Annotated in this window: 28 protein-coding genes; 5 read left to right on the forward strand and 23 right to left on the reverse strand. The window is 53.7% G+C overall.

What is annotated here, in order from left to right; all coding sequences use genetic code 11:
* Nucleotides 1-20: 20 nt before the first annotated feature.
* Together dctP and BLU89_RS08705 are read right to left on the reverse strand one after the other, a co-directional pair.
* Nucleotides 21-1031: a TRAP transporter substrate-binding protein DctP gene (dctP, locus tag BLU89_RS08700; RefSeq protein ID WP_074736098.1), complete on the reverse strand. Its 1011-nt coding sequence runs from the start codon at nt 1029-1031 to the stop codon at nt 21-23.
* A gap of 52 nt (nt 1032-1083) precedes the next feature.
* The gene (locus tag BLU89_RS08705; protein ID WP_074736099.1) at nt 1084-2211 is read right to left on the reverse strand and encodes a Gfo/Idh/MocA family protein; all 1128 of its coding nucleotides are present in this window, start codon (nt 2209-2211) and stop codon (nt 1084-1086) included.
* Nucleotides 2212-2419: 208 nt separating this feature from the next.
* Between BLU89_RS08705 and BLU89_RS08710 the strand changes: the two genes are divergently transcribed.
* Nucleotides 2420-3073, forward strand: coding sequence for a GntR family transcriptional regulator (locus tag BLU89_RS08710; protein WP_074736101.1), 654 nt, complete (start codon nt 2420-2422; stop codon nt 3071-3073).
* A 788-nt stretch (nt 3074-3861) separates the two neighbouring features.
* Here the strand turns inward: BLU89_RS08710 and BLU89_RS08720 are convergent.
* The 14 genes from BLU89_RS08720 to BLU89_RS08785 all read right to left on the reverse strand — a co-directional run bounded on the left by BLU89_RS08720 (nt 3862) and on the right by BLU89_RS08785 (nt 17247).
* Nucleotides 3862-4248, reverse strand: a complete 387-nt coding sequence (locus tag BLU89_RS08720) for a YybH family protein (protein ID WP_074736104.1) — start codon at nt 4246-4248, stop codon at nt 3862-3864.
* Complete coding sequence (locus BLU89_RS08725) at nt 4245-4592, reverse strand: AGE family epimerase/isomerase (protein WP_083347691.1); 348 nt, start codon at nt 4590-4592, stop codon at nt 4245-4247. Before BLU89_RS08725 ends, BLU89_RS08720 begins: the two co-directional genes overlap by 4 nt.
* Before the next feature lie 3 nt (nt 4593-4595).
* Nucleotides 4596-6983, reverse strand: a complete 2388-nt coding sequence (locus BLU89_RS08730; RefSeq protein WP_083347713.1) for a transketolase — start codon at nt 6981-6983, stop codon at nt 4596-4598.
* Between the two features lies 1 nt (nt 6984).
* Complete coding sequence (locus BLU89_RS08735; protein WP_074736107.1) at nt 6985-8052, reverse strand: ABC transporter ATP-binding protein; 1068 nt, start codon at nt 8050-8052, stop codon at nt 6985-6987.
* Nucleotides 8053-8063: 11 nt separating this feature from the next.
* On the reverse strand, nt 8064-8906 hold the full coding sequence (locus tag BLU89_RS08740; RefSeq protein WP_074736108.1) for a carbohydrate ABC transporter permease: 843 nt from the start codon (nt 8904-8906) through the stop codon (nt 8064-8066).
* Nucleotides 8907-8916: 10 nt separating this feature from the next.
* On the reverse strand, nt 8917-9867 hold the full coding sequence (locus tag BLU89_RS08745; protein ID WP_074736110.1) for a carbohydrate ABC transporter permease: 951 nt from the start codon (nt 9865-9867) through the stop codon (nt 8917-8919).
* Nucleotides 9849-11108 carry an ABC transporter substrate-binding protein gene (locus tag BLU89_RS08750; RefSeq protein WP_074736112.1) on the reverse strand — a complete coding sequence of 420 codons (1260 nt, stop codon included), beginning with the start codon at nt 11106-11108 and terminating at the stop codon, nt 9849-9851. The genes BLU89_RS08745 and BLU89_RS08750 overlap by 19 nt, the downstream gene beginning before the upstream one ends.
* Before the next feature lie 43 nt (nt 11109-11151).
* Complete coding sequence (locus BLU89_RS08755) at nt 11152-12303, reverse strand: PLP-dependent transferase (RefSeq protein WP_074736114.1); 1152 nt, start codon at nt 12301-12303, stop codon at nt 11152-11154.
* Nucleotides 12296-13045 carry a FadR/GntR family transcriptional regulator gene (locus BLU89_RS08760; RefSeq protein ID WP_245709685.1) on the reverse strand — a complete coding sequence of 250 codons (750 nt, stop codon included), beginning with the start codon at nt 13043-13045 and terminating at the stop codon, nt 12296-12298. The genes BLU89_RS08755 and BLU89_RS08760 overlap by 8 nt, the downstream gene beginning before the upstream one ends.
* 589 nt (nt 13046-13634) lie before the next feature.
* On the reverse strand, nt 13635-14057 hold the full coding sequence (locus tag BLU89_RS08765) for a hypothetical protein (protein ID WP_176797674.1): 423 nt from the start codon (nt 14055-14057) through the stop codon (nt 13635-13637).
* Between the two features lie 83 nt (nt 14058-14140).
* The gene (locus BLU89_RS08770) at nt 14141-14686 is read right to left on the reverse strand and encodes a hypothetical protein (RefSeq protein WP_074736118.1); all 546 of its coding nucleotides are present in this window, start codon (nt 14684-14686) and stop codon (nt 14141-14143) included.
* Nucleotides 14686-15063, reverse strand: coding sequence for a hypothetical protein (locus tag BLU89_RS08775; RefSeq protein WP_074736120.1), 378 nt, complete (start codon nt 15061-15063; stop codon nt 14686-14688). The genes BLU89_RS08770 and BLU89_RS08775 overlap by 1 nt, the downstream gene beginning before the upstream one ends.
* 247 nt (nt 15064-15310) lie before the next feature.
* The gene (locus BLU89_RS08780; protein WP_074736121.1) at nt 15311-16492 is read right to left on the reverse strand and encodes an MFS transporter; all 1182 of its coding nucleotides are present in this window, start codon (nt 16490-16492) and stop codon (nt 15311-15313) included.
* A complete protein-coding gene (locus BLU89_RS08785; RefSeq protein WP_074736123.1) occupies nt 16489-17247 on the reverse strand; it encodes a DeoR/GlpR family DNA-binding transcription regulator in 759 nt (252 codons plus the stop codon). Before BLU89_RS08785 ends, BLU89_RS08780 begins: the two co-directional genes overlap by 4 nt.
* 85 nt (nt 17248-17332) lie before the next feature.
* Between BLU89_RS08785 and BLU89_RS08790 the strand changes: the two genes are divergently transcribed.
* A complete protein-coding gene (locus tag BLU89_RS08790) occupies nt 17333-17713 on the forward strand; it encodes a VOC family protein (protein ID WP_074736125.1) in 381 nt (126 codons plus the stop codon).
* Between the two features lie 334 nt (nt 17714-18047).
* Here BLU89_RS08790 and BLU89_RS08795 read toward each other — a convergent pair whose 3' ends face one another.
* Complete coding sequence (locus BLU89_RS08795; protein WP_074736127.1) at nt 18048-18512, reverse strand: DUF1330 domain-containing protein; 465 nt, start codon at nt 18510-18512, stop codon at nt 18048-18050.
* A gap of 134 nt (nt 18513-18646) precedes the next feature.
* Between BLU89_RS08795 and BLU89_RS08800 the strand changes: the two genes are divergently transcribed.
* The gene (locus BLU89_RS08800; protein ID WP_074736128.1) at nt 18647-19006 is read left to right on the forward strand and encodes a winged helix-turn-helix transcriptional regulator; all 360 of its coding nucleotides are present in this window, start codon (nt 18647-18649) and stop codon (nt 19004-19006) included.
* Between the two features lie 204 nt (nt 19007-19210).
* Here BLU89_RS08800 and BLU89_RS08805 read toward each other — a convergent pair whose 3' ends face one another.
* Complete coding sequence (locus BLU89_RS08805; RefSeq protein WP_074736130.1) at nt 19211-19600, reverse strand: TrmO family methyltransferase domain-containing protein; 390 nt, start codon at nt 19598-19600, stop codon at nt 19211-19213.
* Between the two features lie 110 nt (nt 19601-19710).
* Between BLU89_RS08805 and BLU89_RS08810 the strand changes: the two genes are divergently transcribed.
* Nucleotides 19711-20301: a TetR/AcrR family transcriptional regulator gene (locus tag BLU89_RS08810; protein WP_074736132.1), complete on the forward strand. Its 591-nt coding sequence runs from the start codon at nt 19711-19713 to the stop codon at nt 20299-20301.
* 11 nt (nt 20302-20312) lie between these two features.
* On the opposite strand, the gene BLU89_RS08815 is transcribed toward BLU89_RS08810, so the two are convergent.
* Genes BLU89_RS08815 through BLU89_RS08825 form a run of 3 tightly spaced genes read right to left on the reverse strand, consistent with a single transcriptional unit; the run spans nt 20313 to nt 21692 of the window.
* Nucleotides 20313-20984: a glutathione S-transferase family protein gene (locus BLU89_RS08815; protein ID WP_074736133.1), complete on the reverse strand. Its 672-nt coding sequence runs from the start codon at nt 20982-20984 to the stop codon at nt 20313-20315.
* A 44-nt stretch (nt 20985-21028) separates the two neighbouring features.
* On the reverse strand, nt 21029-21361 hold the full coding sequence (locus BLU89_RS08820; RefSeq protein ID WP_074736135.1) for a protein tyrosine phosphatase family protein: 333 nt from the start codon (nt 21359-21361) through the stop codon (nt 21029-21031).
* A gap of 1 nt (nt 21362) precedes the next feature.
* Nucleotides 21363-21692: a DMT family transporter gene (locus BLU89_RS08825; protein ID WP_281241184.1), complete on the reverse strand. Its 330-nt coding sequence runs from the start codon at nt 21690-21692 to the stop codon at nt 21363-21365.
* 360 nt (nt 21693-22052) lie between these two features.
* Between BLU89_RS08825 and BLU89_RS08830 the strand changes: the two genes are divergently transcribed.
* The gene (locus BLU89_RS08830) at nt 22053-22535 is read left to right on the forward strand and encodes a hypothetical protein (protein ID WP_074736137.1); all 483 of its coding nucleotides are present in this window, start codon (nt 22053-22055) and stop codon (nt 22533-22535) included.
* Between the two features lie 207 nt (nt 22536-22742).
* Here the strand turns inward: BLU89_RS08830 and BLU89_RS08835 are convergent, their stop codons facing one another.
* Together BLU89_RS08835 and BLU89_RS21685 are read right to left on the reverse strand one after the other, a co-directional pair.
* On the reverse strand, nt 22743-23297 hold the full coding sequence (locus BLU89_RS08835; protein ID WP_083347695.1) for a hypothetical protein: 555 nt from the start codon (nt 23295-23297) through the stop codon (nt 22743-22745).
* A gap of 45 nt (nt 23298-23342) precedes the next feature.
* Complete coding sequence (locus tag BLU89_RS21685) at nt 23343-24965, reverse strand: exonuclease domain-containing protein (RefSeq protein WP_245709687.1); 1623 nt, start codon at nt 24963-24965, stop codon at nt 23343-23345.
* Nucleotides 24966-24973 lie beyond the last annotated feature (8 nt).

Genomic DNA, 24973 nt, shown 5'->3' on the forward strand with positions numbered 1-24973 from the left:
CCTCCCTTGTGTAGACGAACTTAGTTGCCCAGAGCGTTGATCTGCTCCAAAACACCGTCCGGCCATGAACCAGCGAACTCGCTTTCCAGATACATAGACTGTACCTGATCGCGGAACGCCGCCAGGTCGGGCTCGTAGACCTCCATACCCTGCTCCTTGAGGAAGCTGACAAGGTCCTCTTCTTTCTGAAGCTGCTTCTGACGGCCGGCTTCAGCCGCAGCATCCGCAGCTTCCTGAACCTTAGCCTGCTGTTCCGGCGTCAGCCCGTCCCAAACCTCTTTGCCGATGGCGATATAGTTCAAGTCGACCAAATGCGATGTCAGGATGATCTGATTGGTCACTTCGTAGAATTTGGCATCAACCACAGTCGGCAACGGGTTGTCCTGACCGTCAACGGCACCGGTCGACAGAGCTGTGTAAACCTCTGAGAACGCCATTGGTGTCGGGGCGGCACCCAGCGCTTTGCCAAGGAACTGCCACGCATCTGTGCCCGGCATCCGCAGGTTCACACCCTCCAGATCAGCTGGAGTGCTGACGGTCAGTTCATCCTTGGGTTGGCGCAGGTTCACCTGACGACGGCCCAAATACATGACCGAAAGCAGTTTGACGCCCAGTTCTTCTTCGGCCTTTTGCTTGAAGGCATCCATCAAGGGATCGTTGAAGACAGCCACCTGATGCGCGGCGTCCTGGTGGACATAGCCTGCGGTAAAGATCGAAAACTCGGGGAAGAACTGCGCCAGTTCCTGCGCCGATGTGATCGACATTTCCAGGTTGCCCCGGCTGATGGCGTCCAACTCCGTACCTTGTGCGAAGATTGTGCCGTTATAGCTGGGCTCATACGTCGCAAATTCAGCGACCATGGGCGCAAAAACCTCGGCCATGGCGACCGAGCGCTGATCGGTCTCCGATCCTGATGTTGCGAGGCGAAGTTGCACTTTGTCTTCCGCCAGCGCACCACTTGTTGCGCTAAACAGAACACCGGTTGCAACAAGGGCTGATACAGCAGCCCGGCGGGTAAGTTTGGTAATCACTTTGCTCCTCCCTGAGACATCATGATGTATTTTTCCGATTCTGAGTTTTGACCTATTTTGGACATTTTGCAAGATTTTTTACAAAATATCTGATATTTTTCATTACCTGCAGTCTCTGTTCTTGCGTTTCCTGAAGGTTTCTTATCCTGACAGTCTCGCCAGTCCTGCAGGAATTCTGAATAGCTTCAATAACTTGAAGTGTTCTAAAACCTTCCCATCCAGACACAATCGGTTCTGCTTCGCACCGAGCAACTTCAACAAAGTGCCTGAGTTGATTGACCAGGGGGTCAGCGGCACCCTTCTTCAGCGCGGTTGATGAGATTGGCGTCCACCAATCCCTTTGCTCTCTTTGGTAACTCCACAGGCGAAGATCGGGAACGGACAATGAACCATGAGACCCACCTACCATGTAGCTACTCTCAGTAGTTGAAGGATAGATTGGATATTCCTGAGACGTCATCTCCCAGCTCCATGGAGCAACGATGCTGTCGGACACACTTATGGTCCCTATCGCCCCGCTTTCGAACGTCAATAGCGCACCGGCAACATCTTCGTTGTCGTAACCCCGCTGCGATGCAGCCGACTGAGCTTGTACGGTCATGACTTCTCCGGCCAGGTACCGCAGCAGATCCACATCGTGGACAAGATTGACGGAGATGGGCCCTGCACCGGGTTTCTTTCTCCAGGGCGCAGCATCAAAATACTCGTCTGGCTTATAGAACCAGCAATTCGCATGGACAGCGCGCACATCTCCAATCTTCCCATCGACAATGGCTTCCTTAGCCGACCGGATCAAAGGATTGTGTCGACGATGATGTCCGACCATCAGTGGCACATTGGCCTTCTCCGCTGCTTGAACAAGCTCAAGTGCAGCAGTGGCTTCTACGGCGATCGGTTTTTCGACAAGAACGGGACAACCACGTCGAACACACTTGAGGCCTTGTTCGACATGAAGCGTGGTCGGGGTCGCAAGCACAGCTCCGTCCGGCGTCTGATTTGCAAACATTTCCTCTAGGGTCTCGTAACATGCGACCCCGTGCTCAACGGCGTAAGCACGACCTTCATCACTGGGGTCGACCACCGCGACGAGATCAACATGGCGCAACGCTCGGATAGCGTCTGCGTGGCGGCGTCCAACAAGGCCAATGCCGACAATGGCAATGCGAAAGTTCTTAGACACTTTGCTTCCTTCCGGAGGGTCCGGACAATCCCGAAACCGATGATTTCGATCGGGCTGCTTTGCCCAACTTGGCCACGACCGTATTGGGGTTTTCGCGATTCCACAATAATGTATGATATTTTTATTTTTACCATACATCAGTTTGGATTGCTGATGTCTCTGAAAAATGCTAATTGAACGAGGAAACTGATAATATCGGGTGAAACGCATGGCGAAACAGCCTTCTACGATAGGTGCAAGCACCTATCAGCGCATCAAGCGGGATATCATCTTCGGGGAGCTGCAGCCCGGCTCTAAACTGAAGCTGGACGCCTTGAAGGAACGCTACTCGGCAAGCCTTTCGACACTTCGTGAAACGCTGAACAGGCTCGCCAGCGACGGATTTGTCGAAGCTCCCGTGCAACGAGGATTCCTGGTCACGCCGGTTTCACGAGAAGACCTGACCGAGATATCAGAGCTGCGCGTTCTGTTGGAATGCCACGCGTTGGAATTGTCCATTGCGAACGGCGACACGGACTGGGAGGGCAACTTGGTTGCGGCACACCACAAACTGCACCTGATGGAACAACAGCTTCTCAAGGGCGACGAGTCCGAGAAAGAAACCTGGAAACGATATGATTGGGAGTTTCACCAAGCGATGATCGCGGCCTGCAACTCCAAGAACCTTCTGTCACTGCACTCGATCATCTACGACAAGTACCTGCGGTATCAGATGCTCGTGCTGACCTATCGCGGCGAAGAGGCCGTCAAGGAGCACAAGGGCATGTTCGATGCCGCATTGGCAAGAGACGCGAGCACCGCAAAGAAGCTGTTGGAAGATCACATCCGAAACGGTCTCTCACATACGCTTGAGGCTATGTAGCTCGCTGTTATTGCTGCCTATCACCATCACTTGGATCAGCGCCGCGGGGCCTGATAGGCAAGTTTAATTTCTGTGCTTACCAGATGAATTTCGTAAGTTCATTATTCAACTTCCTAACCCCGCTGCATCAGGCAGCCGTTTGAACAGGGACGAGAACGCCAAGCTTCTGCAACCAAGGGTTGCCCTGCACCACCATAACGAACCGCGAAAGTCGTTGAAGCGGTGTTATGTGAAGCGATCTCTGGTTGAGTGGTCGCCATTCATAGGGATCATTGCGAATGGCTCTCTCGCGGGACGAAGCCGTCATCCGATTTCGACCCTTCGCCGACGCAGCATAGGTTTGCATCTGCAGCGACCCCAGCTCCGTTTCGCAGCCCATGTCGCCAAACCGGTCATTCGCCGGCGGCATTCCCGCCCGAACAAAGATCGTACTTTCGCTGCGCTTTGTAAGAGTCATCAGTCTGCGGGACCTTGTTGCCGTTTGCTTCCGCGGTTGTTGCTGACGCTGCATTTTCTCATGCTTGCAGCACGGCCATCTTTGCACCGTTGCCGAAGTCAGTAGTGCAGCCATTATAAACTGGTCTAAGCAGTCAAATCCAAACTGCTTTTTGGCTCTTTCACTCCTCGCACACATGGCAACGGAGCGCCGGTCTATCCCACGCGAAATCCCACATGTAATGTGCGGGCCTCACGTCGATCTTTGCCCGGATGCCGATCTGTTTTGCAACCCCACCCAGCGAACATGAGAGCGCCCGACAGCCGTGGGACGCCCTCAAATGCTCATGCAATCACGTAAGGCTTGGGGGACCGTTAGGGCAGTCGATCAAATACCCCCAACCGCCGCTCTCCAGCTTTTTGGCGACCTCGGTGGATTGACCTTCGGCCAACACCGTGCCGTCCGGCGCAATCACACTCCAATTTGCGCGCAGCATGGCGACATCACCATTAATGACCTCGCTGAACACCTCGCTTTTGATCTGAGGGCGGATGTCCAAGAAACCTTCAAAGGTTTTGCGAGCCCCTTCCAGCCCTGTCAGTGGCGGCTGGTCGGGTGGAAAGAAGATCTGGCAATCTGGATGAAACATCGAGGTGATGCCATCCAGATCACCTTCTTGCAGATAGGCGCTGACGCAATCAGCGATTTCACGGGGTTGATGGGCAATGCGTTGTGTCATGTCGTTGCCTTCGGATTCCCGCCATGGTCCCGATCTTTGTGGTGGCTTTCGAGATATGCCATGCCGTGATCAATAATCCGCTCAGCGCCCCGAAAACCTGCAAGATGCCCCAAAGCATATGAGTGGATCAGACGCGTTGTCGTGTGCAGCTCTTGAGGCTCACCAGGCAATGGGCTGCCATCATGACCAAGGATGAAGAACCCAGGCCCGTTTCGGCAACTCGCGCTGAAGAACTCAAGCTGCCGCATAGCCTGATCCATCAACCATTTGCGGTGATTGGAAGTTTCAAGCCAAAACCCAGGCTCGGAATGCGCACCGGGAGGCAAAGGTTGGTCTTTGATCATCTTTTATCTCGCAAGAGGTGTAATGTAGCGCCCGCCGCGTCCCGGCAGCAACGCTCGCGCCGCGTGCAGAATTGCGTTCACGTCAATTCCATGCAGATGATAGGTGTCTTCCACTGTTGCGGCCTGTCCAAAATGCTCCACGCCAAGGGATTTGGTGCGGTGCCCGTGTACCCCGCCAAGCCAGCTGAGGCTTGCCGGATGACCATCTGCAACAGTGACCAACCCAGCGTCTCGCGGCACATTGGCGAACAGTTGCTCGATGTGCGAGAGCGCCGTGCCAACGCCGCGTTGTCGGGCGCGCTCGGCAGCCTGCCATCCAGCGTTCAACCGATCTGCGGATGTCACAGCCAATACGGCAACGTCCCGAACGTCATCAGATAGTAGTCCCGCAGCCTGAATGGCCTCGGACGCGACAACACCTGTGTAGGCCAGCACCACCGCACTAGTTGCTGTTGGGGGTCTCATCCAGTACCCGCCCGCAATCACGTCTTGCACAAGATCACCGGTCATTTCGCGCCCGATTTGTTCTTGCGGTACTGTGGATAGGCGCAGATACACAGACCCACCCTTTTCGTCGCGCAGCCAGTTTTGTTCGGCCTGACGTGCTGCGCCATCCCGTTGCAAATATTCGAACCCCCAACGCATGATCACGTTCAGTTCGTCCGCAAAAGCAGGCTCGAATGTTGCAAGCCCATCCTGTGCCATACCGATCAAAGGAGTCGAAATGGATTGGTGTGCGCCGCCCTCGTGGCTAAGCGATACGCCAGAGGGGGTCGCAGCCAACATGAAACGCGTATCCTGATAGCAGGCATAGTTCAGGGCATCGAGCCCGCGGCAAATAAACGGATCATAGACTGTTCCGACTGGAAACAACCGCTCGCCAAACAATGAATGAGAGAGTCCAAGTGCGCCCAGAAACGTGAACAGGTTGTTTTCAGCTATACCAAGTTCGATATGCCGCCCTTCCGTATGTCTGCGCCACTTTTGTGTCGAAGGGATTTCCTGATCGCGAAACACATCGCCTTGCTCAGCTTTTGCAAACAGGCCAGTCTTGTTGATCCAAGGACCGAGGTTGGTCGAGACCGAGACATCGGGTGACGTGGTGACAATCCGCTCGGCGAGGGCCGGAGCTTCACTGGCAATGGCCGACAAAATCTGCCCGAATGCTTCCTGGGTGGAGGCTACATCCTTGACCCTTGGCCGGGCCACTTCATCAACCCTGATCGGGTTAGCGATGTGGCGGCGACGCCCCTTGGCATTAAAAGGGACATTGTTCAGAAACGCCTGAACGTCTTCTTGGTCTAAACCGATGCCCGCAAAGCGTTCCCATTCATGGCCCGCATCTATCCCCAAATCATCGCGCAGACTTTCAATCTGCGCCGTGGTCATGATCCCGGCGTGGTTGTCCTTATGTCCAGCAAGAGGCAACCCGTGACCTTTCACCGTGTAGCAGATAAAACATACCGGGCGATCGTGGTCGATGGCCTTCATTGTCTCAGACATCAGCGCAGCATCATGCCCCGCCAGATTGCCCATCAACTGCGCCAGCGCGTCATCGTCATGATCCGCGACCAGTGCCAACGCTTCATTGTTACCACCGAAATCCTGCTCCAGCTGAGCGCGCCATGCAGCGCCACCTTTGAAGGTCAGAGCTGAATAGAGCGCATTTTCACAGCTATCAATCCAATCGCGTAAATGTTCGCCACCCGGGCGCCGGAAAGCGGCTTGCATGAGCGAGCCGTATTTCAGTTCAATCACTTCCCACCCGCAGGCGAGGAATATATCGCGAAACCGGGCGTTCAGACCTTCGGTAACGACGCCATCAAGCGATTGCCGGTTATAGTCGATGACCCACCAGCAATTGCGCAGGTCGTGTTTGGCGCCTTCAAGAAGCGCCTCATAAACATTGCCTTCGTCCAGCTCAGCATCGCCGACCAACGCAATCATTCGGCCTTTGGGCTGGTTGAGCCATCCGTGACCGACCAGGTAGTCCTGCGTCAGGCTGGCAAACGCCGTCATCGCAACACCCATCCCAACCGACCCGGTCGAGAAGTCGACATCATCCTTGTCCTTGGTGCGCGATGGATAGGGTTGTGCGCCTCCAAGGCCTCGGAAATCCTGCAACTGCTGCAGGCTCTGGTTTCCAAGAAGATACTGGATTGCATGGAAGACCGGGCTCGCGTGCGGTTTGACAGCTACGCGATCCTCAGGGCGCAGCACATCAAAGTATAGCGCGTTCAGTATCGCATTCATCGAGGCTGATGACGCCTGATGACCACCCACCTTGATCCTGCCTTTGGCGCGAATGTTGTTGGCATTGTGGATCATCCACGATGACAGCCAGAGCGTCTTTTTCTCAAGCGCTGCTCGAGCTTCCAATTCGTTCGTCATCTCAGGCGACCGGCCGCAAAGCTGTGCCGTCATCGGCAAAAAGATGAGCGTTTTCTGTCTGAATGCGCAGACCAAGCTGTTCGCCAGAATTTACGGGGATATTGCCATGCTTGCGCACCATCATTGATCCGATGCCCTCGACGTTGACATAGATGTTCGTGTCCGAGCCAAGATGTTCAACAACATCTGCCACGGCCGAAAGATCACCGGTCCCGTTGTCCACAACATCGATATGCTCAGGTCTTACACCCAGCTCTTTCGCCTGCGCGGTAAGTGGTTGATCAGGAAGTTCAATTGCGGCTCCATTTCCGGCGGTCACACCTGTATCGGTTCCAATGACAGGCACGACATTCATTGTGGGCGAGCCGATGAACTGCGCAACAAATTTATTGGCCGGACGTTCGTAAAGTTCCAACGGGCTGCCGACCTGTTGGATATCACCGCCGTTCAGAACAACGATCCTGTCTGCCAGCGTCAAAGCCTCAACCTGATCATGTGTCACGTAGATCATGGTTGCGCTGAGTTTTTGATGCAGTCGCGCAATTTCCAGCCGCATCTCGACACGCAGCGCCGCGTCGAGATTTGACAGGGGCTCGTCAAACAGGAAGGCCTGCGGATCACGGATGATGGCTCTACCCATGGCAACCCGCTGACGTTGACCGCCCGAAAGGGCCTTGGGCAAGCGATCCGTCAAGTTGGATAGGCCCAAGGTTTCCGCCGCCTGGGCGACCTTTGATTTGCGTTCCGCTACCGGATCTTTGCGGATTTCCATCGAGAAGCCCATGTTTCGCGCGACATCCATATGCGGATAGAGAGCGTAGGATTGGAACACCATCGCGATGTCCCGATCCCTTGGTCTTACATCGTTCATACGCTCGCCATCGATCAGGAAGTCACCGCTTGATATCGGCTCAAGACCAGCTACCATGCGCAGTAGCGTAGACTTGCCACAACCCGACGGCCCCACCAAAACAATGAACTCACCATCTTGGATTTCAAGGTCGATGTTGCGCAAGACCTCAACGGATCCATAACGTTTTGCAACGTCACGAAGTTCGATACGTGCCATGATCTGGCCTCCTATCCTTTAACTGCGCCGGACGTGAGGCCCTGCACGAGATAACGTTGAATGAAGATGAAAAAGAGACAGCTTGGGATCAGCGCCAGCACGCCGGCCGCCATCATTTGCCCCCAATCGACCGAGAATTTGGAAACAAACGTCAACAAGCCAACCGGGAAGGTCATCGCGTCGTTCTTCGAGATCAGCATCAGCGCAAACAGCAACTCTGACCAAGCTGCGGTAAAAACGAAACCAAGCGTTGCACCGAGGCCCGGTAATGTCAGCGGGAAGACCACTTTGCACAGCGCCTGAAACCGCGAACAGCCATCCATCATCGCCGCGTCTTCCAGGTCCTTCGGTATACCGTCAAAGAATGACTGCATCAGAAATGTTGCAAAAGGAATATTGAAGGCGGTGTAGACGACGATCAGGCTTGTCAGCGAATTCAACAGCCCCAGTTCAGCGACGATCTTGTAGATCGGTGCAATGATCATCAGAAGCGGGAACATCTGGGTGACCAGCATCAATGCAATGATGATCCGTTTGCCAGCGAATACGAAGCGTGAAAAGGCATAGCCCGCCCCGGCCGCAAACAGAGTGGTAAAGAAGGCTGCCCCTAGGGATACAACAAGTGAGTTTCGAAAGTAGGCCACAAAATCAGTCTGGAAAATGACCGTCGTGAAGTTCGAGAACGTGATCTCGCTCGGAAACAGCCTGGTGCCTTCGGAATAGATCAGCGCATCCGGCGTCAATCCGATCTTGAGCAACCAATAAAGCGGGAACAGCGCAAAGATCAGATAGAACGCAAGCGCCGCGTATTTTCCCACGATCAATGCGGGGTTGGGGTTCTTGACGGCTGACATGGCCAACTCCTCAAATCTTGACCAGCTTCTTGCGAAGCCAGAGCAGGATAACGGCGTAGATCAGAAGGATCACCAGGAGTGCCACGGCAATGGTGGACGCATAGCCAAAATCCAGTTTGCGGAAGGCCGTGGTGAATATGTAGGTCGACAGAATTTGCGTCGAGTTGGCTGGACCACCGCCAGTCATCACGAATATCAGGTCAGCAAAGTTTGCGATCCAGATCGTCCGCAGCATAACCGTGATCGCGATCATCGGCGCAAGGAACGGCAATGTAATCTTGGTGAAGGTCTGCCACGGTGTCGCGCCATCCACTTCTGCTGCTTCGTAGAGTTCACCGGGTATCGATTGCAAAGCTGCCAGCAGCGTGATGGCAAAAAACGGCACGCCGAACCAGATATTAGCAGTGATCGGGCCCCACATGGCAAGCTCGGGATCGCCGAGAATATTGTAGGGCTCCGACAGAATGCCAAGCGCGGCCAGCCAATGCGGCAACGGACCGATGACAGGGTTGAACAGCCACGCCCAAGTCAGGGCCGACAGAAATGTCGGGACGGCCCATGGTAGGAAAACGAGGGCCTGAAACAGCTTTTTGCCAAAGAACTGTGTGTTCAGAAGCATCGCAAGGCCAAGGCCAAGCAGGAATTGGAACGTAATCGACCAGAAAGTCCAAAACAGCGTGTTCTCCATCGCAATCCAAAACTTACGGTCGCTCCAAAGATCGACATAGTTTTCGAACCCGATCCAGCCGGAGGCAAAAGGCTTCAACAACTCGATAGATTGGAACGAGTAGGAGATCCCAATGATCAGCGGGATCATGATCACCGCACCGATCAGAAGGATCGCGGGTGACAGATAGAAGAACGGCTCGACCATGTATTGCAGGTAAAGCGAGCGTCGTGCCCGGGTTTCCCCGGGCCTGACAGTTTTTTGAGCGCGATCAATCACTGGTTTGCCTTCCATTTAGCGTGCTCGTCGGTGAGGAACTCAGCCCACTCATCCGCTACATCCTGCGCGCTGCGCTGACCCAGCAAAGCTTCCTGGCTGGTTTCCAGCAGAAGCGTGCTGCCAAAATAACCCCACTGCTCAAGGTTGGTTGGCATTGTGGTCGGCACGTATTGTTCACCATTCAGTTCCTCGAACCAACCTTTGAACTGGTCGGTCTGGAAGTGCGGATCCTGATCGGCACCTTTGTGGATTGGAATAACGCCTACCCTTTTGGCCCATGTAGCATTGGCCTCTGGCGAGGACAGGGCTGCGACCAGATCAAAGGCTTCTTCTTCGTGCTCGGTCGCGTTGAAGATTGACCAGCCTGCAAAACCAATGGTCGGGAAGGCTTTCCCCGAAGGTCCAACCGGCATAGGAATTACGGCAAAGTCCTCTGCCGGCATCCGTTCGGCGATCGCGATCAGCGCATCGGGATCCTGGTCAAGGAACGCGCAGGTGCCGGAATAGAAACCGGCCACGATTTCGTTGAAGCCCCAGCTGACGCTGTCTTTAGGTGCATATCCGTTCTGATACATGTCGATCATGAATTGGATGCCCTCGACCGAGCCGGGCTCGTTGATGCGGCTGACGCCGTCTTCGGTGAAGAACTCGTTGGTGCCGTTCATAGCTGCGGCGAACATGATCCAGCCATTGGTGCCGCCGGGACCACCGCGCAAACAATACCCGTATTTACCATCAAGTTCGGATACTGCAGCCGAGGCTGCTTTAAACTCTTCCATCGTTGTCGGTGGGGTGTCGATACCCGCTTCGGCCAGCAGTTTCTTGTTGTAGAACATTGCCCGCAGGTAGAAGCCGTACGGGATCATATAAAGATCGCCCGCCTGGCTACCCATCGCGACGGTCTTGTCGGTCAGAGTTGCTCCATGGTCCCATCCGGCTACATGGTCTTTGAGACTGACCAACTGATCGGATCCGGCGTAGAGAGCCTGCCACGTGTCGGGCATTTCAACCACATCCGGGATGTCTCCACCCGCCACCATTGTAGCCAGTTTTTCAAATGCGCTACCCCATGGAAGCGAGACGATCTCGACCGCGACGTCAGGATTATTGGCCTCAAACTCATTGACAATCCCCTGAAGCACCTCGGTACGCTCGGGGCTGGTGATCACCTCAACCAGTTTCAGTGTGGTTTCGGCATACGAGGCCGAGCCCATCAGAACGGCAGCGGCTGTCATTCCTGCTAATAGTTTTTTCATGTTTTCCTCCAGTTGGTTTTGATTTCTGCGCGGCGGCGCATTCTTAAGCGGTGCTTTTTGCGAGTGCTGATGTGAAATCGGCCCAGAGATCGTCGGCTGACTCGAGTCCAAGATTCAGGCGCACAAGATTGGGCGAGACGCCAAACTTCTGCATCGAGTTTTGTTCACCGGCCTGAGCAAGTCCGACACGCGCCGGCAGGATCAGGCTTTCGAAGCCACCCCAACTCACGCCAAGGCGGAAAAGGTTCAACGCATCGGAGAACTTTGCGATGTCGACACTGTCATCGAACTCGATCGACATAAGTCCAGACCGCCCCGTCAATCCGGGAGCGTCGTTTGCACCGGGTGAATTGACTTGCCGAACCTGTGGAATTGCGGCCAGGCGATCAACGAACATGTTGGCCGCCGCCTGATGCTGCATCATGCGCGCATGCAAAGTACGCAGGCCTCGCGTCAGCAGGAACGCCTCAAAGGGCGCCAGTTTAGCGCCGAGCAAAGGAAGGGTCAGATCACGGATGCGAGCAATATGGTCCAGGGAGGCGACCACCACGCCCGCAACCGTGTCCGAGTGCCCCGAGATGTATTTCGAGGCTGAGTGGATGACGATGTCTATGCCCAGTGTGAGGGGGCGTTGGAACACCGGACTGGCCCAGGAATTGTCGACCATCGTCAACACATTGTGACGTTTGGCGTGTTCGGCGGCACGACGCAGGTCTATTGCTTCAAAGACTAACGATCCAGGGCTTTCCAGATAGGCCAGTGTCACATCAGCCAGCAACTCCGGGTCATCTACAAAACGTTCCGGCGCATGGTATTCAATATGCACGCCAAACGGGCGCAGCATACGTTCCAGAAACCGGAATGTATCCGGATAGACATGCTCGACGCAGGCGATCCGGTCTCCGGGTTTGACAAATGCCAATAGCGTTGAGGAAATGGCTGCCATCCCAGAAGCAAAACCGACTGCGGCTTCGCCTTGCTCGGCTTCAGCCATGAGCTTTTCAAACGCAGCGACAGTTGGGTTTTCCACGCGGGTGTAGATTGCAGAATCCGACCGGCCTGCCATCCTGTCTTCGAAACTTTTATAGCTATCGAAGGTAAACAGTGAGGTTTGGACGATCGGAGGTGTCACTGCCCCATCAGAGTCGGGCAGTACCGCTGCTAGCAGGGTCGCGATGTCTCTACGATCAGACATTCTGGTTCTCCATGATCTGGAGAATTTCTGCTTCGACCATGTCCATGATTTCACCGACTATCCGCCCGGCTTCGTCGGCATTACCCGAGACTACCGCCTCGGCAAGATGGATGTGAATTGGGATCGTCGCCTGACCCAGATGCGGCTGACCGAACGGCGCTTCGTAAACCTCATTGAAGCCTTGCTGAATCTGACGGATCAATTGCCCGAACAGAGGATTTCCGCAGGTGTCATGCAGTGATGAGTGGAACCGATAGTCGGCCTGACGCCAGTCTTCACCAGCGGCATGTGTGGCTATGAGTTCTGCAACGCGGGCAGTAATCAACCGTCCTTGCGCCTCGGTGCAATTCAATGCCGCCATCCTCGCCGCTTCGATTTCCAAAGGCCTGCGTACTGAGTGGGTTCGCAACAGGCTCTCTGCTTCAAGCTTCAGTGTCAGTGGAAGGTGAATCGCATTGGCCGACACCTCCGCCGCCAAACGTGTCCCGGCCTTCTTGTTGCGAACGACAATGCCCATGTTCTGCCAACTCGTCAGGGCCTCGCGGACCTTTGCCCGTCCGATCCCGAGTTGACGCGCGATTTCCACTTCCGGCGGCAGACGGTCGCCGACTCTCAAACCTTCCGCATCAATCATAGCGGACAGCGCATCCAGAACATCTCGGCTGTTGCTGCCGGGAGGTAACGCTTTAAGCGAGTTGCCTGCCTCTTCGCTCTGTTCTTGGGGTGGCAAATTTTCTGTCACGTGTAGCCGCTCCGAATCAATGTTCTTCCAACACTACACATAATGTCGGACAAAATATACTATAATGTCCGACATTATAATTGAACGCTGTTTTACCAATGGAAATCAAAACTGTGTTTCGTGGATCAGAACTGAGGCAGAATGGCCCCAGACTGCACGCTCTTTTGTTTTTGAAAGCTCAAACCCGAATTGGGAGAAATGGGGCATCTTGCTGAAAGAACTCGTAGTTCGGCACGACCCTGACCAGGCCTTCGCCACTTCGACGTGCGCTGCGGCGCAGTTTCGCCAGTCCAGAGTTCACCGCAGCAAAAAATCTGAGAGTGAGCGAATTCACACAAAGCGGGACAAACAAGCTGCTCGCGTTTCCAGAGGCAAAGTGGGCATGCAGCCCTATGCAGTTATCGACCATCTCGCAGCACTACGATCATACTGCTTGTCAGAACTGCACCAAGCAACCATTGAATGCTCCGCCAACTAAAGGCGGAACAGGACAATCCCGGCCTGGGCCTGTACAGAGGAAGAAAGTGCGGATAGTTCAAGCTTTGCTCATGCTCGCAGCAAGAATGGAATGGCGACGCAGTGGAATTCGCTAATCCTGTTTGAGCCCGCGTATCGCGGCGCGCAGCAAAACACGTGAGTAGAGTTTGTGAAAACCCATCAGGGTGCGAAATACAAACCCTATTCCGCCTGCCTTTCCGGTTTGCGCGGGCTTCGGGACAATCGCAGATCCGAACCACAGCTTTGATGCCCCGCCCTGAGCCGGCTCAACCATCAGCCAGGTTCTTACCCGTCCCTTTTCCACCTTCATCAGCAACTCTTGCTGTGTACGCTGCACGGTTTTCCAGCAGGCTAGCTGGTCATTTTCCGCCAACGCCAGGGCGGCGACGTCTTTTGCGAACGATGGCTTGAAAGCAGCGAGTGCCAGCAATGCGCGCTCGATCCGGAAGACGGGTGAGTCAAACATCGCTACGATGTATTCGCTTAGCGATGGAATGAAACCCACGTGCGCCACAAATGCATCTGCGTGACAACCCGGCCTTTTTGCAAACTGATGCAATAGACTGCCTTCTGGAATGCTGTGTTCTTCAACCTGTCTCACTCGACCCGCGTCCTTTTTAGATATGCTGCCACGAGACTGTCGAACGCGACACCCAGCTTTTTACCTTGCGCCGGCAGATCATTCTGCCAGAGCATCTGTGTCCCGACAAACGCTGCATACTCCAGTTCAGCCAGATCCCGCGCGCTTGCTGCCTCCATCGCAGCGGATTGCGCATGAAGGCTGGCTAGAAAGCCAATGCGCTTCTCATCTATCGCTGCAAGCTTGGTTCCGACCATCCGGTTCTGGTAGCCAAACAGACGCATGGCGATTTCGATCCGATGATCCAGATCCATGACCAGTATATTCAGATGCTCGGCCTGCGCCCCGGACGCGGCCATTACGTCGTCTGTGTGTGTCTTTTCCCAATAGGCGATCAGATCGGCTACAAATGCCGCGTGATCCTTGAAGTGAAAGTAGAACGCCCCTGTAGTGCGACCCTGTGTCTTGCACAGGTTTGCGAGTTTCACTCCATCCGGGCCAAGTTGGGCAAGCTGCTCCAGCCCGGCTTTCAGCCAGCCTTCTTTTGAAAACCGCACAGTCATTAGAAAAGGCTTCCCCAAAACCCAAAGATCGCAATGGGGACAAAAAGCCACCCTTGCGGCAGTTCGGTGAATGTTAGATCAGCCTTCGAAAACTGCAGCAGACCTATGCCCCAAAGGGCAAAGAGTGTGGCCATAATACTGCCCATAATGGCAAGATCATTGCTTCCGTCCCAAAGAGCGGGCCACAGGAACAGGAGGCTCATCAAACCAAGGCTGATCGAGACAAGATGCCAGCAGTAATACGTCACGTATTTGGGCTGCTTTTCCAGATCTCCTGCAGCCAGCAACGGGCGCGCCACCTCAGGCCCGCCCATGAAAACGTGGATGAGGGTAATGATGGCGGACAGGCTGCCGGCTGCAAGAATGGGATATGCCATGGCAAATGCCTCTGAAATTCAATTTCGAACCTCCATAACATAACTTATGTTTTGTAAGAAAGTGTAAATCTTCGCATCAATATGGTAAGCTCAATGCGGCAGTCAGATAGCCAAACGACCAAAAAGTGTAGCGTTTACAGTTAACGGCAACTCTCGCTCATTAAGTAACGGCCCATAGATGCCATTTGTCACTCTGACAATGTCGAAAAGCAGCTTCTTCGAAGCAGACGCAGGAAAGCCGCATTGACTACGGAACCCGGGCGACCCACCATGCTGATATGGGTACTGCCAGAATGAGGAGTGCCAGCAACAAGAATGCGGTTGAGAGTGAGGAGGCATCCGAAATAAAGCCAATCATGGCAGGCCCCAGGAGAATTCCCGCGTAACCGGTTGTTGTCACCGCAGCAATGGCGATGCCAGGCGGCATTACCCTCTGGCGACCTGCGGCGCTGAACAGTACTGGCACAAGGTTCGCTGCACCCAGCCCGATCAGAACAAATCCAAAAAAAGCGGCTGGTACAAACGATGCGACCAAAATGGTCGTGATCCCCGCCATTGTGATCAATCCACCCAGAACGAGAGTTGCGAACCCACCGATCCTGCTGACCAGACGATCCCCGGTGAGACGGGCAGCGAGCATCGCAGCTGAAAAAAGGATGTAGCCGACACCGGCGTTTTCTGCGGAGGCGAGGTCTCTGTCGATGATCAGCAGCGCTCCCCAATCCAGTACCGCGCCTTCGACCAGAAAAATGATGCCTGCGAGAACCGCCAAAAGAAGAACGATGCCCCGAGGAAAGGCAGATGGTTCGGGCTCTTTCCCCGCTACACTCAGAAACCTGGGTCGGGCAGCCAAAATTGCGACGAGCGCAGTTGCGGCGCCAAATGCCGCGCAGACGGTCGCCGGCACGGAAAAGGACAAAAGCACCGTAATCAATCCGGCCCCAAAGAAGCCGCCGATGCTCCAGTGTGCGTGGAAGTTCGACATCAGCGGCCGTTTCTCCTGACCTTCAACTTCTGCTCCATGGACATTCATGGCCACATCGATCGTCCCAAGGAACGCGCCAAAAACAAAGAGCCCGGCCCCCAGCACCCAGGGTGTCCCCGCCAGTGCCAAAAGAGGCAGCATAGCGGTCAACCCAAAACCACCCAGAAGGATCAAAGGCCGCGCCCCTCGACAAGCTGCCATCACGCCGGTCGCAGGCATCGCGATAATCGAGCCGAGCCCGAGGCAGAGCAGCAATATCCCAAACTCCGCCTTGTCGGCCCCGACATTCGCCTTGAAGAAGGGAAACAAAGGTGCACAGCAGGCCATTGCGAAGCCTGCAGCAAAAAATGCGAGGCGTGTCGCCAGACGCGCTGGAGCTGTCCCTGAGAAATCCGGTGTGGCGGGAAGGGTTGCCGGATTTCCGCTGTCTGTTGTAGATGTCATGTATTCAGGACCAGTCTCGTAGTGGTGAGCCGCAAGGTGCTGGCAGCATCAGGAGCTGCATCAGAGACAATCGCGTCGATCTCTGCCAGAGCAAGCGTGTGATGGCGAGCTCGTCGCCCGATTTTCGTATTTTCTGTGACGACGATTGTACGGGCGGCGGCATCGTGCATCGCGCGTTTCATCTGCGCTTCGTCATGGTCGTCGGAACTCAGGCCAAATTCCCGATCGAGTCCGCAGGCTCCCAGAACGGCGATGTCCGCCGAGACGCCTGCAACGCGATCCAATGCGTTTTCGCCGGTTGCGATCCCGCCCTGCGGGCGCAGAGTGCCACCAAGCAAGAAGACGGCGATCCCATTGTTTTGGCAGGCAATAGCGACCCACGGCGATGGCGTGATCACCATTCGTCGGTCCTGTGCAGGCAGGTTTTCCACGACGCCCAACACCGTGCTCCCCCCGTCCAAAAGGAGCGTTTGCGCATTACCAATTTCCCGCACAGCTGCTTTGATCATGCCCGGATTTACCGGGGCACCTTCCGCAAGCCGAGTGTGCAAGGGCGCTGCGGGTGGCGCGACCGGGATGGCTCCGCCGCGCACGCGCTGCGCCTTGCCGTTTGCCTCTAGCGCGAGAATGTCGCGACGGATCGTATCAACCGATACCCTGTATTCATGCGCTGCGTCGGCGGCCACGATTTGGTGACCATCGCTCAAACGCGCGGCAAGCTCCGCCTGTCTTGTGTCTGGTATATTCAGTTCCATGCAATTTCCCGCAAAAGATTGCATAAAACTGCATAGTGTGATCCTCTAATTTAGTCAACATGCTAGCTGGATAAGGTAATCGGAAATGAAACTGACGCATTTGGCCGTTTGGACCAGGGATCTGGAAGAGGCGGCTGCATTCTGGCGAGACTATTTCGATGCGGAGGTCGCTGAGCGCTACGACAGCGACAACAGGTCAGGCTTCGCCTCGCGTTTCGTACAGATCCCAGGCAACGATACGTGTATTGAGATCATGGAAGGCCCTTGGGTCACTCCACATCCCGGCGAAGCTTGCGGGTGGGCGCATATCGCGTTTTCGGTCGGCACAAATGAACGGGTCGACGCAATTGCAGATCGATTTCGCCTTGACGGGTTGCTTGTGTCCGAACCACGGCGAACGGGAGATGGCTACTACGAAGCCGTCGTTCGCTCACCTGACGGCACATTGATAGAAATCGTTGAGTAGACTGCCTTTTCGTGTGCACGGCCAAATCCTTGTGACCATTTATGAATCTGGCTCTGAGCAGCCGTGTCAGAAACGGCCCGAAGGAGACATTCATCGCAAGGGCCGCCGCCGCAATGCGGCTTCACCAAACCGGCCTTTCGCTGCGCTCGCAAGATCGTTTGCCATGCTAATTCACAGATCGCGGACAGAGCCGACTTTCACGCAATTGCCAGAATGCCGGCTTCGCCAATCTTAGCTACCGTTCATGCAAGCTTTTGTCGTCGATCATGTCCAAGCATTGTTTTTATAAGTGGCTGATCTTGCGTGGATCGACCGTATTTTAGTTCTTCATGGCCTAACCAATACAGAGTGACACTTTTTGATCTCGGCAAGCCGCAGTCCGGTGATGGTAGGCTTCGCGGTAGTCCTTCAATTCAAAAAGTGACAGAAGCGCATCGGGGTTTGGATATGACCCGATTGCGACCAGATCCCAATCTTCAGCGGCCCCGATGAACGTAGTGCTGAAAGGTGCGACCAGAAGAAAACGGCCTCCTACCTTCTCAAGGCTTGGCATGCTGACGGCTGCGTAGCGCTGGAATGCATCGTCGCCTGATATACCATCCTCACCCACAGCAAGGCCCACCGGATAAGACGCAAAGTCCCGCATCTTGAAGAAATTCACCAATGTGACGGGTTGGATATCCGAGCATTTGGCCAATGCTTTCCAAGCGTCTTCACCGGGCAGGCCGCTGCCGTCGGTGCCCCATATCGCAAGAATGCGTTCAATTCGGTCACTCAAGTCGAGTGTTGTCATCGTCATACCTGTTCTCTCCATGTGGAAGACCGTCGATTTTGACGGTTGCGCAATAGCTATTGGAAAAGTACTTTTCTGCAAGTAGGCACAATTTTTTGGGGTAGTACGTTTTTCTGTACTAATGGACTAGGGAAACAAATATGACCGACGGCCTTCAACCAATACCGCCGACTGCAGCGGGTCTGTGCCAGCTTCCTTGTCCGATGCCAGACATCGTTTCACTCGTTGGCGGCAAATGGAAACTGATCATCCTGCAAATACTGGTTTTCGACGGAACCCAAAGGTTTGGTGAACTCAAAAGGCGCTTGGACGGTGTGAGTCAAACGATGCTAACCAATCAACTTAGAGCGCTCGAAAGCGATCAGCTTATTACGCGCAAGATCTATCCCGAAGTTCCGCCACGCGTAGAATACAGCGCAACGCCCCTCGCAAAAGACATGGAGGATGTTTTTTATGCAATGCGCGATTGGTGGAAGAGAAACCACGCTGCCGCTGATTGACGGCCACGTCCCCCAGCGTCCGCTTTAATCTACAAAGCCAGAATTTGTTTTGGGCCGCAGCATCTTTAACTATGGGCTCTATGCTGCCATCGGACATAGTAAGTGGACATTGACCCGGTTTTAACGGCCCCAAAGCCTGCTGTGCCGACAAAGTTAGCTTTCGCTGCCATTGCACGAATGTCTGCATGTCGGAATTCCACCGGCTCATCTTGTTGCTGGTGTAATATCCAGGAGCTTGGTGCCGCAAAGGCAGTCCAATCCTCGAACCCCGAACTTGCCATCTGCAATCCATTGAATGGGCACTGTCGCGGCGGCTATTGGGTTCGGCCTGTGCGGTGATCGAATTGCAAAGGTGCCTACTTCCCTACCATTGACTTTTGGCCCACGAGTTTGCGTGACAAGTGACCGATCAACACCTTCAAACCAGTATAGTAACTGTACCGACTGGCCCTCTCGAAGACCCTTCAAACCGGAGGCAAACTCTACATCCAAGACGACCTCACATTCAGGACCTTCAGCCTCGACGTTGTTCGGGCAATCTTCAAGATGTTCATAGGGCGTTTTGATCCGCCCGATTTGGTTGAGTTCAAGCATATAGTCTTCTTTCCAAAGTCATACCTGTTAGTATGATAAATTTACGCTTGCACCAGAGTCAATGCATTCATACTCTTGAGGATGATAATTTGGAGACGAGTTCTAGATATATGGGCAAGATGGAAGAAAAGAGAGAAGCGAAGCGCCTCTCAATCCTGAACGCAGCACGGGAAGAATTTCTTTCGACCGGCTACGAAGCTGCCAATATGGACAGGATTGCGTCGCTCGCTGACGTTACAAAGCAGACCGTCTATCGCTACTTCCCATCCAAGATCGAGTTGTTTGAAGCAACTATCAAGTTCCTTGGACAATCAAGCAATGCGGACTTTACTCGCCAACTTGAACATCCTGACACGCAACAAGCACTGATTGGCTTTGCAGAGGGATTTATCCGCTGGCACATCGAAGAGGAACCACTGCGAGTCTTTAAGTTGTTGGTCGCTGAAAGTGTCAATTCGCCCGAGATCATTGAGACCTTCTTTGCAGCCGCCCCTGATGAAACAAATGCCGCACTATCGCGTTTTTTCAAGGAAAGGCTATCCGTTCCCGATCCTGACGAGGGAATGCTCCTTTTTACATCGATGCTTTCGGCCTACCGGGATGATGCTCTCTTTGGAAGAGGCAAGCCGGACGACCAACAGATCGCCCGGCTCGCGGAAAGCGCAACACGTGTGCTATTCACCGACTTAAAGAAATCCTGAGCACCCGGTACTTACGCTGCTGCAGTATCGCGCTGGCGGACTACGAACGCGTTGCTGGCCGCGATTTTCGCCACAGAAACGGCGTCAAAATTCTCGACAACAGACGCTCGAACAGATGGCCTGTTCAATATGTTACTCGACCACCGCGCGACATTGGGTAATGCCTCTAGAATGCCTGTCGAGAAATGACCGTCCAGCAGCGCGATGGCCCGGAGTACGGGTGCAAAAGCCGTGTCGACCAGACAGAAATTGCTCCCGTTGAAAAACGGATTCTGGCCTATCACTTCATCAATCGAGCGAAGTTTGGCTCTCAGCTTTTCTTTTTCAGCCTCAAACACATCCTGATCGTTGGTGGTTTTCAACTCGTAGATGTGACCCAATAGATCATAGCTTCGGCTAATCCACATACGATTTTGTGCTTTCAGGAACGCATCCTCGGGATGCAGATCGCCGATGGTTGCATCATTGACGAACTCGTTCATGGCAGCAGACTCAAACAGCGGTTTGCCATTCACCAACAGAAATGGCGTCATGCCCTGCGGCGATACCTGGTACACCCAATCCTGTTTGTTGTCGGGTTCTATGTAGGTCACACTGAATTCGGCACCCTTTTCCTTGAGGGTAATAATTGAGGGTTGGCAGAACGGGCAAAAGTCGTAGCCAACGAATTCGAATTTTGTCATGGGGGCCTCTTGGCTCTGAAGATGGTTGGAGGATCCGTCAGCGCTTACCGAGTGTGCTGCAGCGACCACAGCGATGCAGAGCGCATACCCGATCCGCAGTATGCCAAGACCGGGTTTTCGAGATCTTCGAGCGCTTTGCCGAATGCCGCCACATCTCTCATTGAAGCCGCGCCGGACTGTACTGGCACATAGAGTGCGGCCAATCCTATTTCGTTCGCTGCTTTTTCTATTTCTGCAAACCTGGGCTGATCTGCGCCCTCACCGTCGGGCCGATTGCAGATGATCCCCATGAATCCGGCGGCCTTAACTTCCGCCAGATCCTTCACAAGAATCTGTGGACATACGCTGAGCTTGGATGAGATTCGTTGAATACCCATTTCAACCCGCCTCTCTCGTGAGATGCAGCGTATAGGCGATGATGGTGACGAGGATGATGGCACCACCGGCAAGACTGTTGGCACCTGGAACTTCGGTGAAGAAAATGTATGCCCAGATTGGAGCCAAGACTGTTTCCAGCATCAGAGTCATCGACACTTCTGTCGCAGTTGCATAGCGGGTCGCAACCATCGATAGAACCCGGCCAAACGGGGCGGTGACAAGACCCATTGCCCCCATGATTAACCAAGTGTTCATGCTGAAAGTTGAAGGTTCAGTGAAAAAGAACATCGTCACTGCCAGCAAAAAGCCGCCAACACCCACAGCCCCCATGCGGCTATGTCAAACGCCTTTACAGACAACATCAACGGGGAACGAAGTGTTCGGAGATCGCCAAAGCAAACCAGATGAAGCCTGCAACCCTGTCAAGGCTCTTTCGGGAACGTGGTTTTGTGGTGCATCGCGGGCCTCGCAGACCCAAGGTGCCAAAACAAAAACTTCGCCGTATTTGGGTCGAGACTCAGGTGGTCAATAGGGTGGCTCTAGCGTTCGGTATTCGGTGGGAAACGGCGTTAATTTTGCTCAAAGATGATAAGCTAATCGTCAATTATAAACGCCGTACAAGAAAGTTCCCAAAAACTCCGGAACCACCTTAAACCTGACGTACATGGTACACAGCTTCAACAGGCGTGCATGATCGACGCAAAGGCAATTAGAAGAGTGTTTTTCGATTTAGATCGCCATGCTACAATCTTCTCGGAAACCCGTTGTGCGCTGAGGAGAGGTCCGTTCGCCAAGAATGTTGAACCACAGGATTTGCTCGAAATCGTAAATCTGGACATTCATGGCTGTGCGACCCCGTACGGCGCAAACCGTTTGATCCAATTAGGTTTGGTTGTTCCCAGGGTATTTGAAGTTGATGATAAGAAATCTCAAAAGCTGCGTTTCGAAGCCGTTGAAATTGATGTGGGGGGACACATCACGATCGGTCAGGTCAAGAACTGTCTAGCGTCTCAGCATCCTTTTATCGCCGAAGCAAGGGACAAGATTCACAAGGATCAGTTTCTGGACTGCCAAAGCGTCGTCTTTGAAACCGGGTATTTGGAAGGACTCCAGACAGCAGATTTGGCGCAATTGCACTCTCGTTCGGCTGAAGACTGGCAAGGGTTGCCCTGAGAAGTGAGATCGACCCGTTTGTTCATGCGCCCCTCAGCACCGGATCCATCATTGTTGAACGCTTGGAGGCTTAGCAATGACGGTCAAACGGTTGGAAGCGGACCTCAGTTGTGCCCGAATTGTGTCGCAGCGCAATCGTAAAAATGGACATTAGTCTTAGTAACAAGCTTAGATTGATGGCGAAATCACGCGCGACACCCAAAAGTTCTATGAGAGAGGCCGTTGTGGCCGGATTTCGCGGGTTTCGTAGCGCTTTCCGAATTCGTCCAGGACCAATTCGAGTGTTGCTACGAAGGTTGTGAAGTCGAAGTTCAAGCCCATGTCTCTTTTTTCGTGCAGATAGCGCCACTCAACAAATGCATTTGCGTGGTGCGCAAGGACATCTTCGATGGTGTATTCCATCCACCCGCTCCAAGGATGAATCGGAGCAACTTTTTCTTTGAATGCGTCGTTCAGCCTATCCTTACTTGATATTGATAACGCGTCGAAGAGTTTTGCGAGATTGTGTATCCTGATTGGGTCGTGACGATCATGGTCCCAAACAAACCAAGCTTTTAGTGCGAACTCCATTGCTAGCGCCAATAGCATAGGCTCAATGCCGACATGAGAACGCTCTCCAAGAACATCACTCTTCTGAGAGCTGTTCTCAATCGACAAAACCTGTTTCAGAATTGAACGCGCATACTGCTCGAGCTTCACCCCGGTTGACAACCCAGCAAACACTCTCTTGGTGGACTCACCAGTCAACTTTATAATTTCCATTCTTCGTTATTGTATCGCCTTTGGGTAAATCGCTCACGCGAGGCATCATTCGGCTTTGATCAACGAAAGAAACTCCGACTCTCCGAGGATCTTGATTTCGTGCCCTTCACTCTGCAGATCTTCCGCGCGGCGGTGCTTGCTGCTTTTTTCGTGACCCGCCAAAGTTGACAGATCTTGGTCTCCAACAACCAAAAGCGTTACTTTCTTCGAAATACTCGTCTTTACGGTTATCCCTGCTCCAGCAGCTATTGTCGCCGCTTCCACGCGAGACATACTCAACTGACCAGTAAAGCAAGCAACATGCCCGTAGAGAGCGCCACTTTGATTGCCAGATATCGCCACCGAAGTTGGGTAGTTTTGATTTTTAGACTTCACGAGTTCGGAGAAATCCGAACCAGTTGCAACTTCTGCCGCCAGAACGACTTCAGCCGCCGCACGTGCATCTTCTTCTGCATCATGGTGTTCAAATATTAGGCCAAGGTAAGTCTTTAAATTGGCCAACCCATGGCCACCATTACCTTTCAGTTCTGGCCAAGCTCTTCTGGCGATTTTGACGCTATCGACCCAGTTGGCCCTCAATTCTGGAACACCGTGAAATTTGCTAGCCGCTTTAAATGCCTGTTTGTCAAAATTGCTGTGTTGCACCAGAAGATGCCGCTCAAGGAACGGGCGCAAAGACTGAATAACTGCCTTGAAATTGGGAGCCCCGGCTACAGACGTTTCGTCAATCCCGTGTAGGTTGGCATTCGAACGTTCGAAATCTTGTTCGGGGTCGATCAGTATCCCAACCGTCTCGACATCTCCGCTGGGGGACACCATAGCCAACCCTACTTGGCATATACTGCTGTGTTGTCGATTAGCTGTTTCGACATCTACCGCCACAAACCGGAATGTGCGGTCAGTAAAAGTCTCTAAATCAGGTGAGATGTCCGCTTTCGAAGTTCTTGGGGCCGGTATGTACATTCTAGTTTCAGCGGGCTGCGTTTGACTCGAGGAATTGCTCGGCTCTGATATGTATAGCGCATATGTCTTTCCCTTCTTTTCCCTTGTGATCTCGCCTGCTTTTTCCAACCAAGAAATCAAGTTGCTCACATGACGGCCATCATCTTCCCCGAGCTCGGCCTTTACCTTGTTTTGCAATACTCCTGGCTTGGACGAGACAAGCTTTCGAATGGCCACAAAAAGCTCATAAGACTTAAAGTGTCTCATCGCATCGAGCCTGTAAGATTCAAGGTGGTCGAATTCGGTTACAAGATCGCGAATTTTCTCAAGCCCTTCCAAATCCCCTGTTAAGGCCATAATCGTTCCACCTTGCTGCAATGCAGGGACGCGGAGCTGCAACCTTGCACCATCCCCTCTCGGGTCTTTCAACCAATCCCGAAGCGGCGCAATGCTCTTGTGGGCCGCTTCAGCAGCCTCTGCGTAGCTTTTCTTCGAGATCGATTTTTGCAAGCTTTCGAGCAGGGGAAAGTAGTCGCCGCCTGGCATCTCAGCAGACATTCTCTCCAATGTCTCTATATTTTGCTGCTCCCATTCCTCCAGTTCTTCAGCGAATGGGGTAGACCGCTCTCCAACACCGCCCCCCCCTTGCCGTTTCGTGGCGACTTGGATGGTGCCGCTCTTAAGAGTTTTCTCCGAACTGAATAGCTTTTTAAAGAAACCCAACATGCTGAACC

The sequence above is a fragment of the Ruegeria halocynthiae genome, from assembly GCF_900106805.1.
Lineage (GTDB): Bacteria > Pseudomonadota > Alphaproteobacteria > Rhodobacterales > Rhodobacteraceae > Ruegeria > Ruegeria halocynthiae.

Excerpts from the sequence above, each read along its gene's own strand:
- BLU89_RS08710 (WP_074736101.1), top strand. The coding sequence starts at position 2,420 with ATGGCGAAACAGCCTTCTACGATAGGTGCAAGCACCTATCAGCGCATC.
- BLU89_RS08720 (WP_074736104.1), bottom strand. The coding sequence starts at position 4,248 with ATGACACAACGCATTGCCCATCAACCCCGTGAAATCGCTGATTGCGTC.
- BLU89_RS08725 (WP_083347691.1), bottom strand. The coding sequence starts at position 4,592 with ATGATCAAAGACCAACCTTTGCCTCCCGGTGCGCATTCCGAGCCTGGG.
- BLU89_RS08730 (WP_083347713.1), bottom strand. The coding sequence starts at position 6,983 with ATGACGAACGAATTGGAAGCTCGAGCAGCGCTTGAGAAAAAGACGCTC.
- BLU89_RS08735 (WP_074736107.1), bottom strand. The coding sequence starts at position 8,052 with ATGGCACGTATCGAACTTCGTGACGTTGCAAAACGTTATGGATCCGTT.
- BLU89_RS08740 (WP_074736108.1), bottom strand. The coding sequence starts at position 8,906 with ATGTCAGCCGTCAAGAACCCCAACCCCGCATTGATCGTGGGAAAATAC.
- BLU89_RS08745 (WP_074736110.1), bottom strand. The coding sequence starts at position 9,867 with ATGGAAGGCAAACCAGTGATTGATCGCGCTCAAAAAACTGTCAGGCCC.
- BLU89_RS08750 (WP_074736112.1), bottom strand. The coding sequence starts at position 11,108 with ATGAAAAAACTATTAGCAGGAATGACAGCCGCTGCCGTTCTGATGGGC.
- BLU89_RS08755 (WP_074736114.1), bottom strand. The coding sequence starts at position 12,303 with ATGTCTGATCGTAGAGACATCGCGACCCTGCTAGCAGCGGTACTGCCC.
- BLU89_RS08770 (WP_074736118.1), bottom strand. The coding sequence starts at position 14,686 with ATGACTGTGCGGTTTTCAAAAGAAGGCTGGCTGAAAGCCGGGCTGGAG.
- BLU89_RS08775 (WP_074736120.1), bottom strand. The coding sequence starts at position 15,063 with ATGGCATATCCCATTCTTGCAGCCGGCAGCCTGTCCGCCATCATTACC.
- BLU89_RS08780 (WP_074736121.1), bottom strand. The coding sequence starts at position 16,492 with ATGACATCTACAACAGACAGCGGAAATCCGGCAACCCTTCCCGCCACA.
- BLU89_RS08785 (WP_074736123.1), bottom strand. The coding sequence starts at position 17,247 with ATGGAACTGAATATACCAGACACAAGACAGGCGGAGCTTGCCGCGCGT.
- BLU89_RS08790 (WP_074736125.1), top strand. The coding sequence starts at position 17,333 with ATGAAACTGACGCATTTGGCCGTTTGGACCAGGGATCTGGAAGAGGCG.
- BLU89_RS08795 (WP_074736127.1), bottom strand. The coding sequence starts at position 18,512 with ATGACGATGACAACACTCGACTTGAGTGACCGAATTGAACGCATTCTT.
- BLU89_RS08800 (WP_074736128.1), top strand. The coding sequence starts at position 18,647 with ATGACCGACGGCCTTCAACCAATACCGCCGACTGCAGCGGGTCTGTGC.
- BLU89_RS08805 (WP_074736130.1), bottom strand. The coding sequence starts at position 19,600 with ATGCTTGAACTCAACCAAATCGGGCGGATCAAAACGCCCTATGAACAT.
- BLU89_RS08810 (WP_074736132.1), top strand. The coding sequence starts at position 19,711 with ATGGGCAAGATGGAAGAAAAGAGAGAAGCGAAGCGCCTCTCAATCCTG.
- BLU89_RS08815 (WP_074736133.1), bottom strand. The coding sequence starts at position 20,984 with ATGACAAAATTCGAATTCGTTGGCTACGACTTTTGCCCGTTCTGCCAA.
- BLU89_RS08820 (WP_074736135.1), bottom strand. The coding sequence starts at position 21,361 with ATGGGTATTCAACGAATCTCATCCAAGCTCAGCGTATGTCCACAGATT.
- BLU89_RS08825 (WP_281241184.1), bottom strand. The coding sequence starts at position 21,692 with ATGGGGGCTGTGGGTGTTGGCGGCTTTTTGCTGGCAGTGACGATGTTC.
- BLU89_RS08830 (WP_074736137.1), top strand. The coding sequence starts at position 22,053 with ATGATCGACGCAAAGGCAATTAGAAGAGTGTTTTTCGATTTAGATCGC.
- BLU89_RS08835 (WP_083347695.1), bottom strand. The coding sequence starts at position 23,297 with ATGGAAATTATAAAGTTGACTGGTGAGTCCACCAAGAGAGTGTTTGCT.
- BLU89_RS21685 (WP_245709687.1), bottom strand. The coding sequence starts at position 24,965 with ATGTTGGGTTTCTTTAAAAAGCTATTCAGTTCGGAGAAAACTCTTAAG.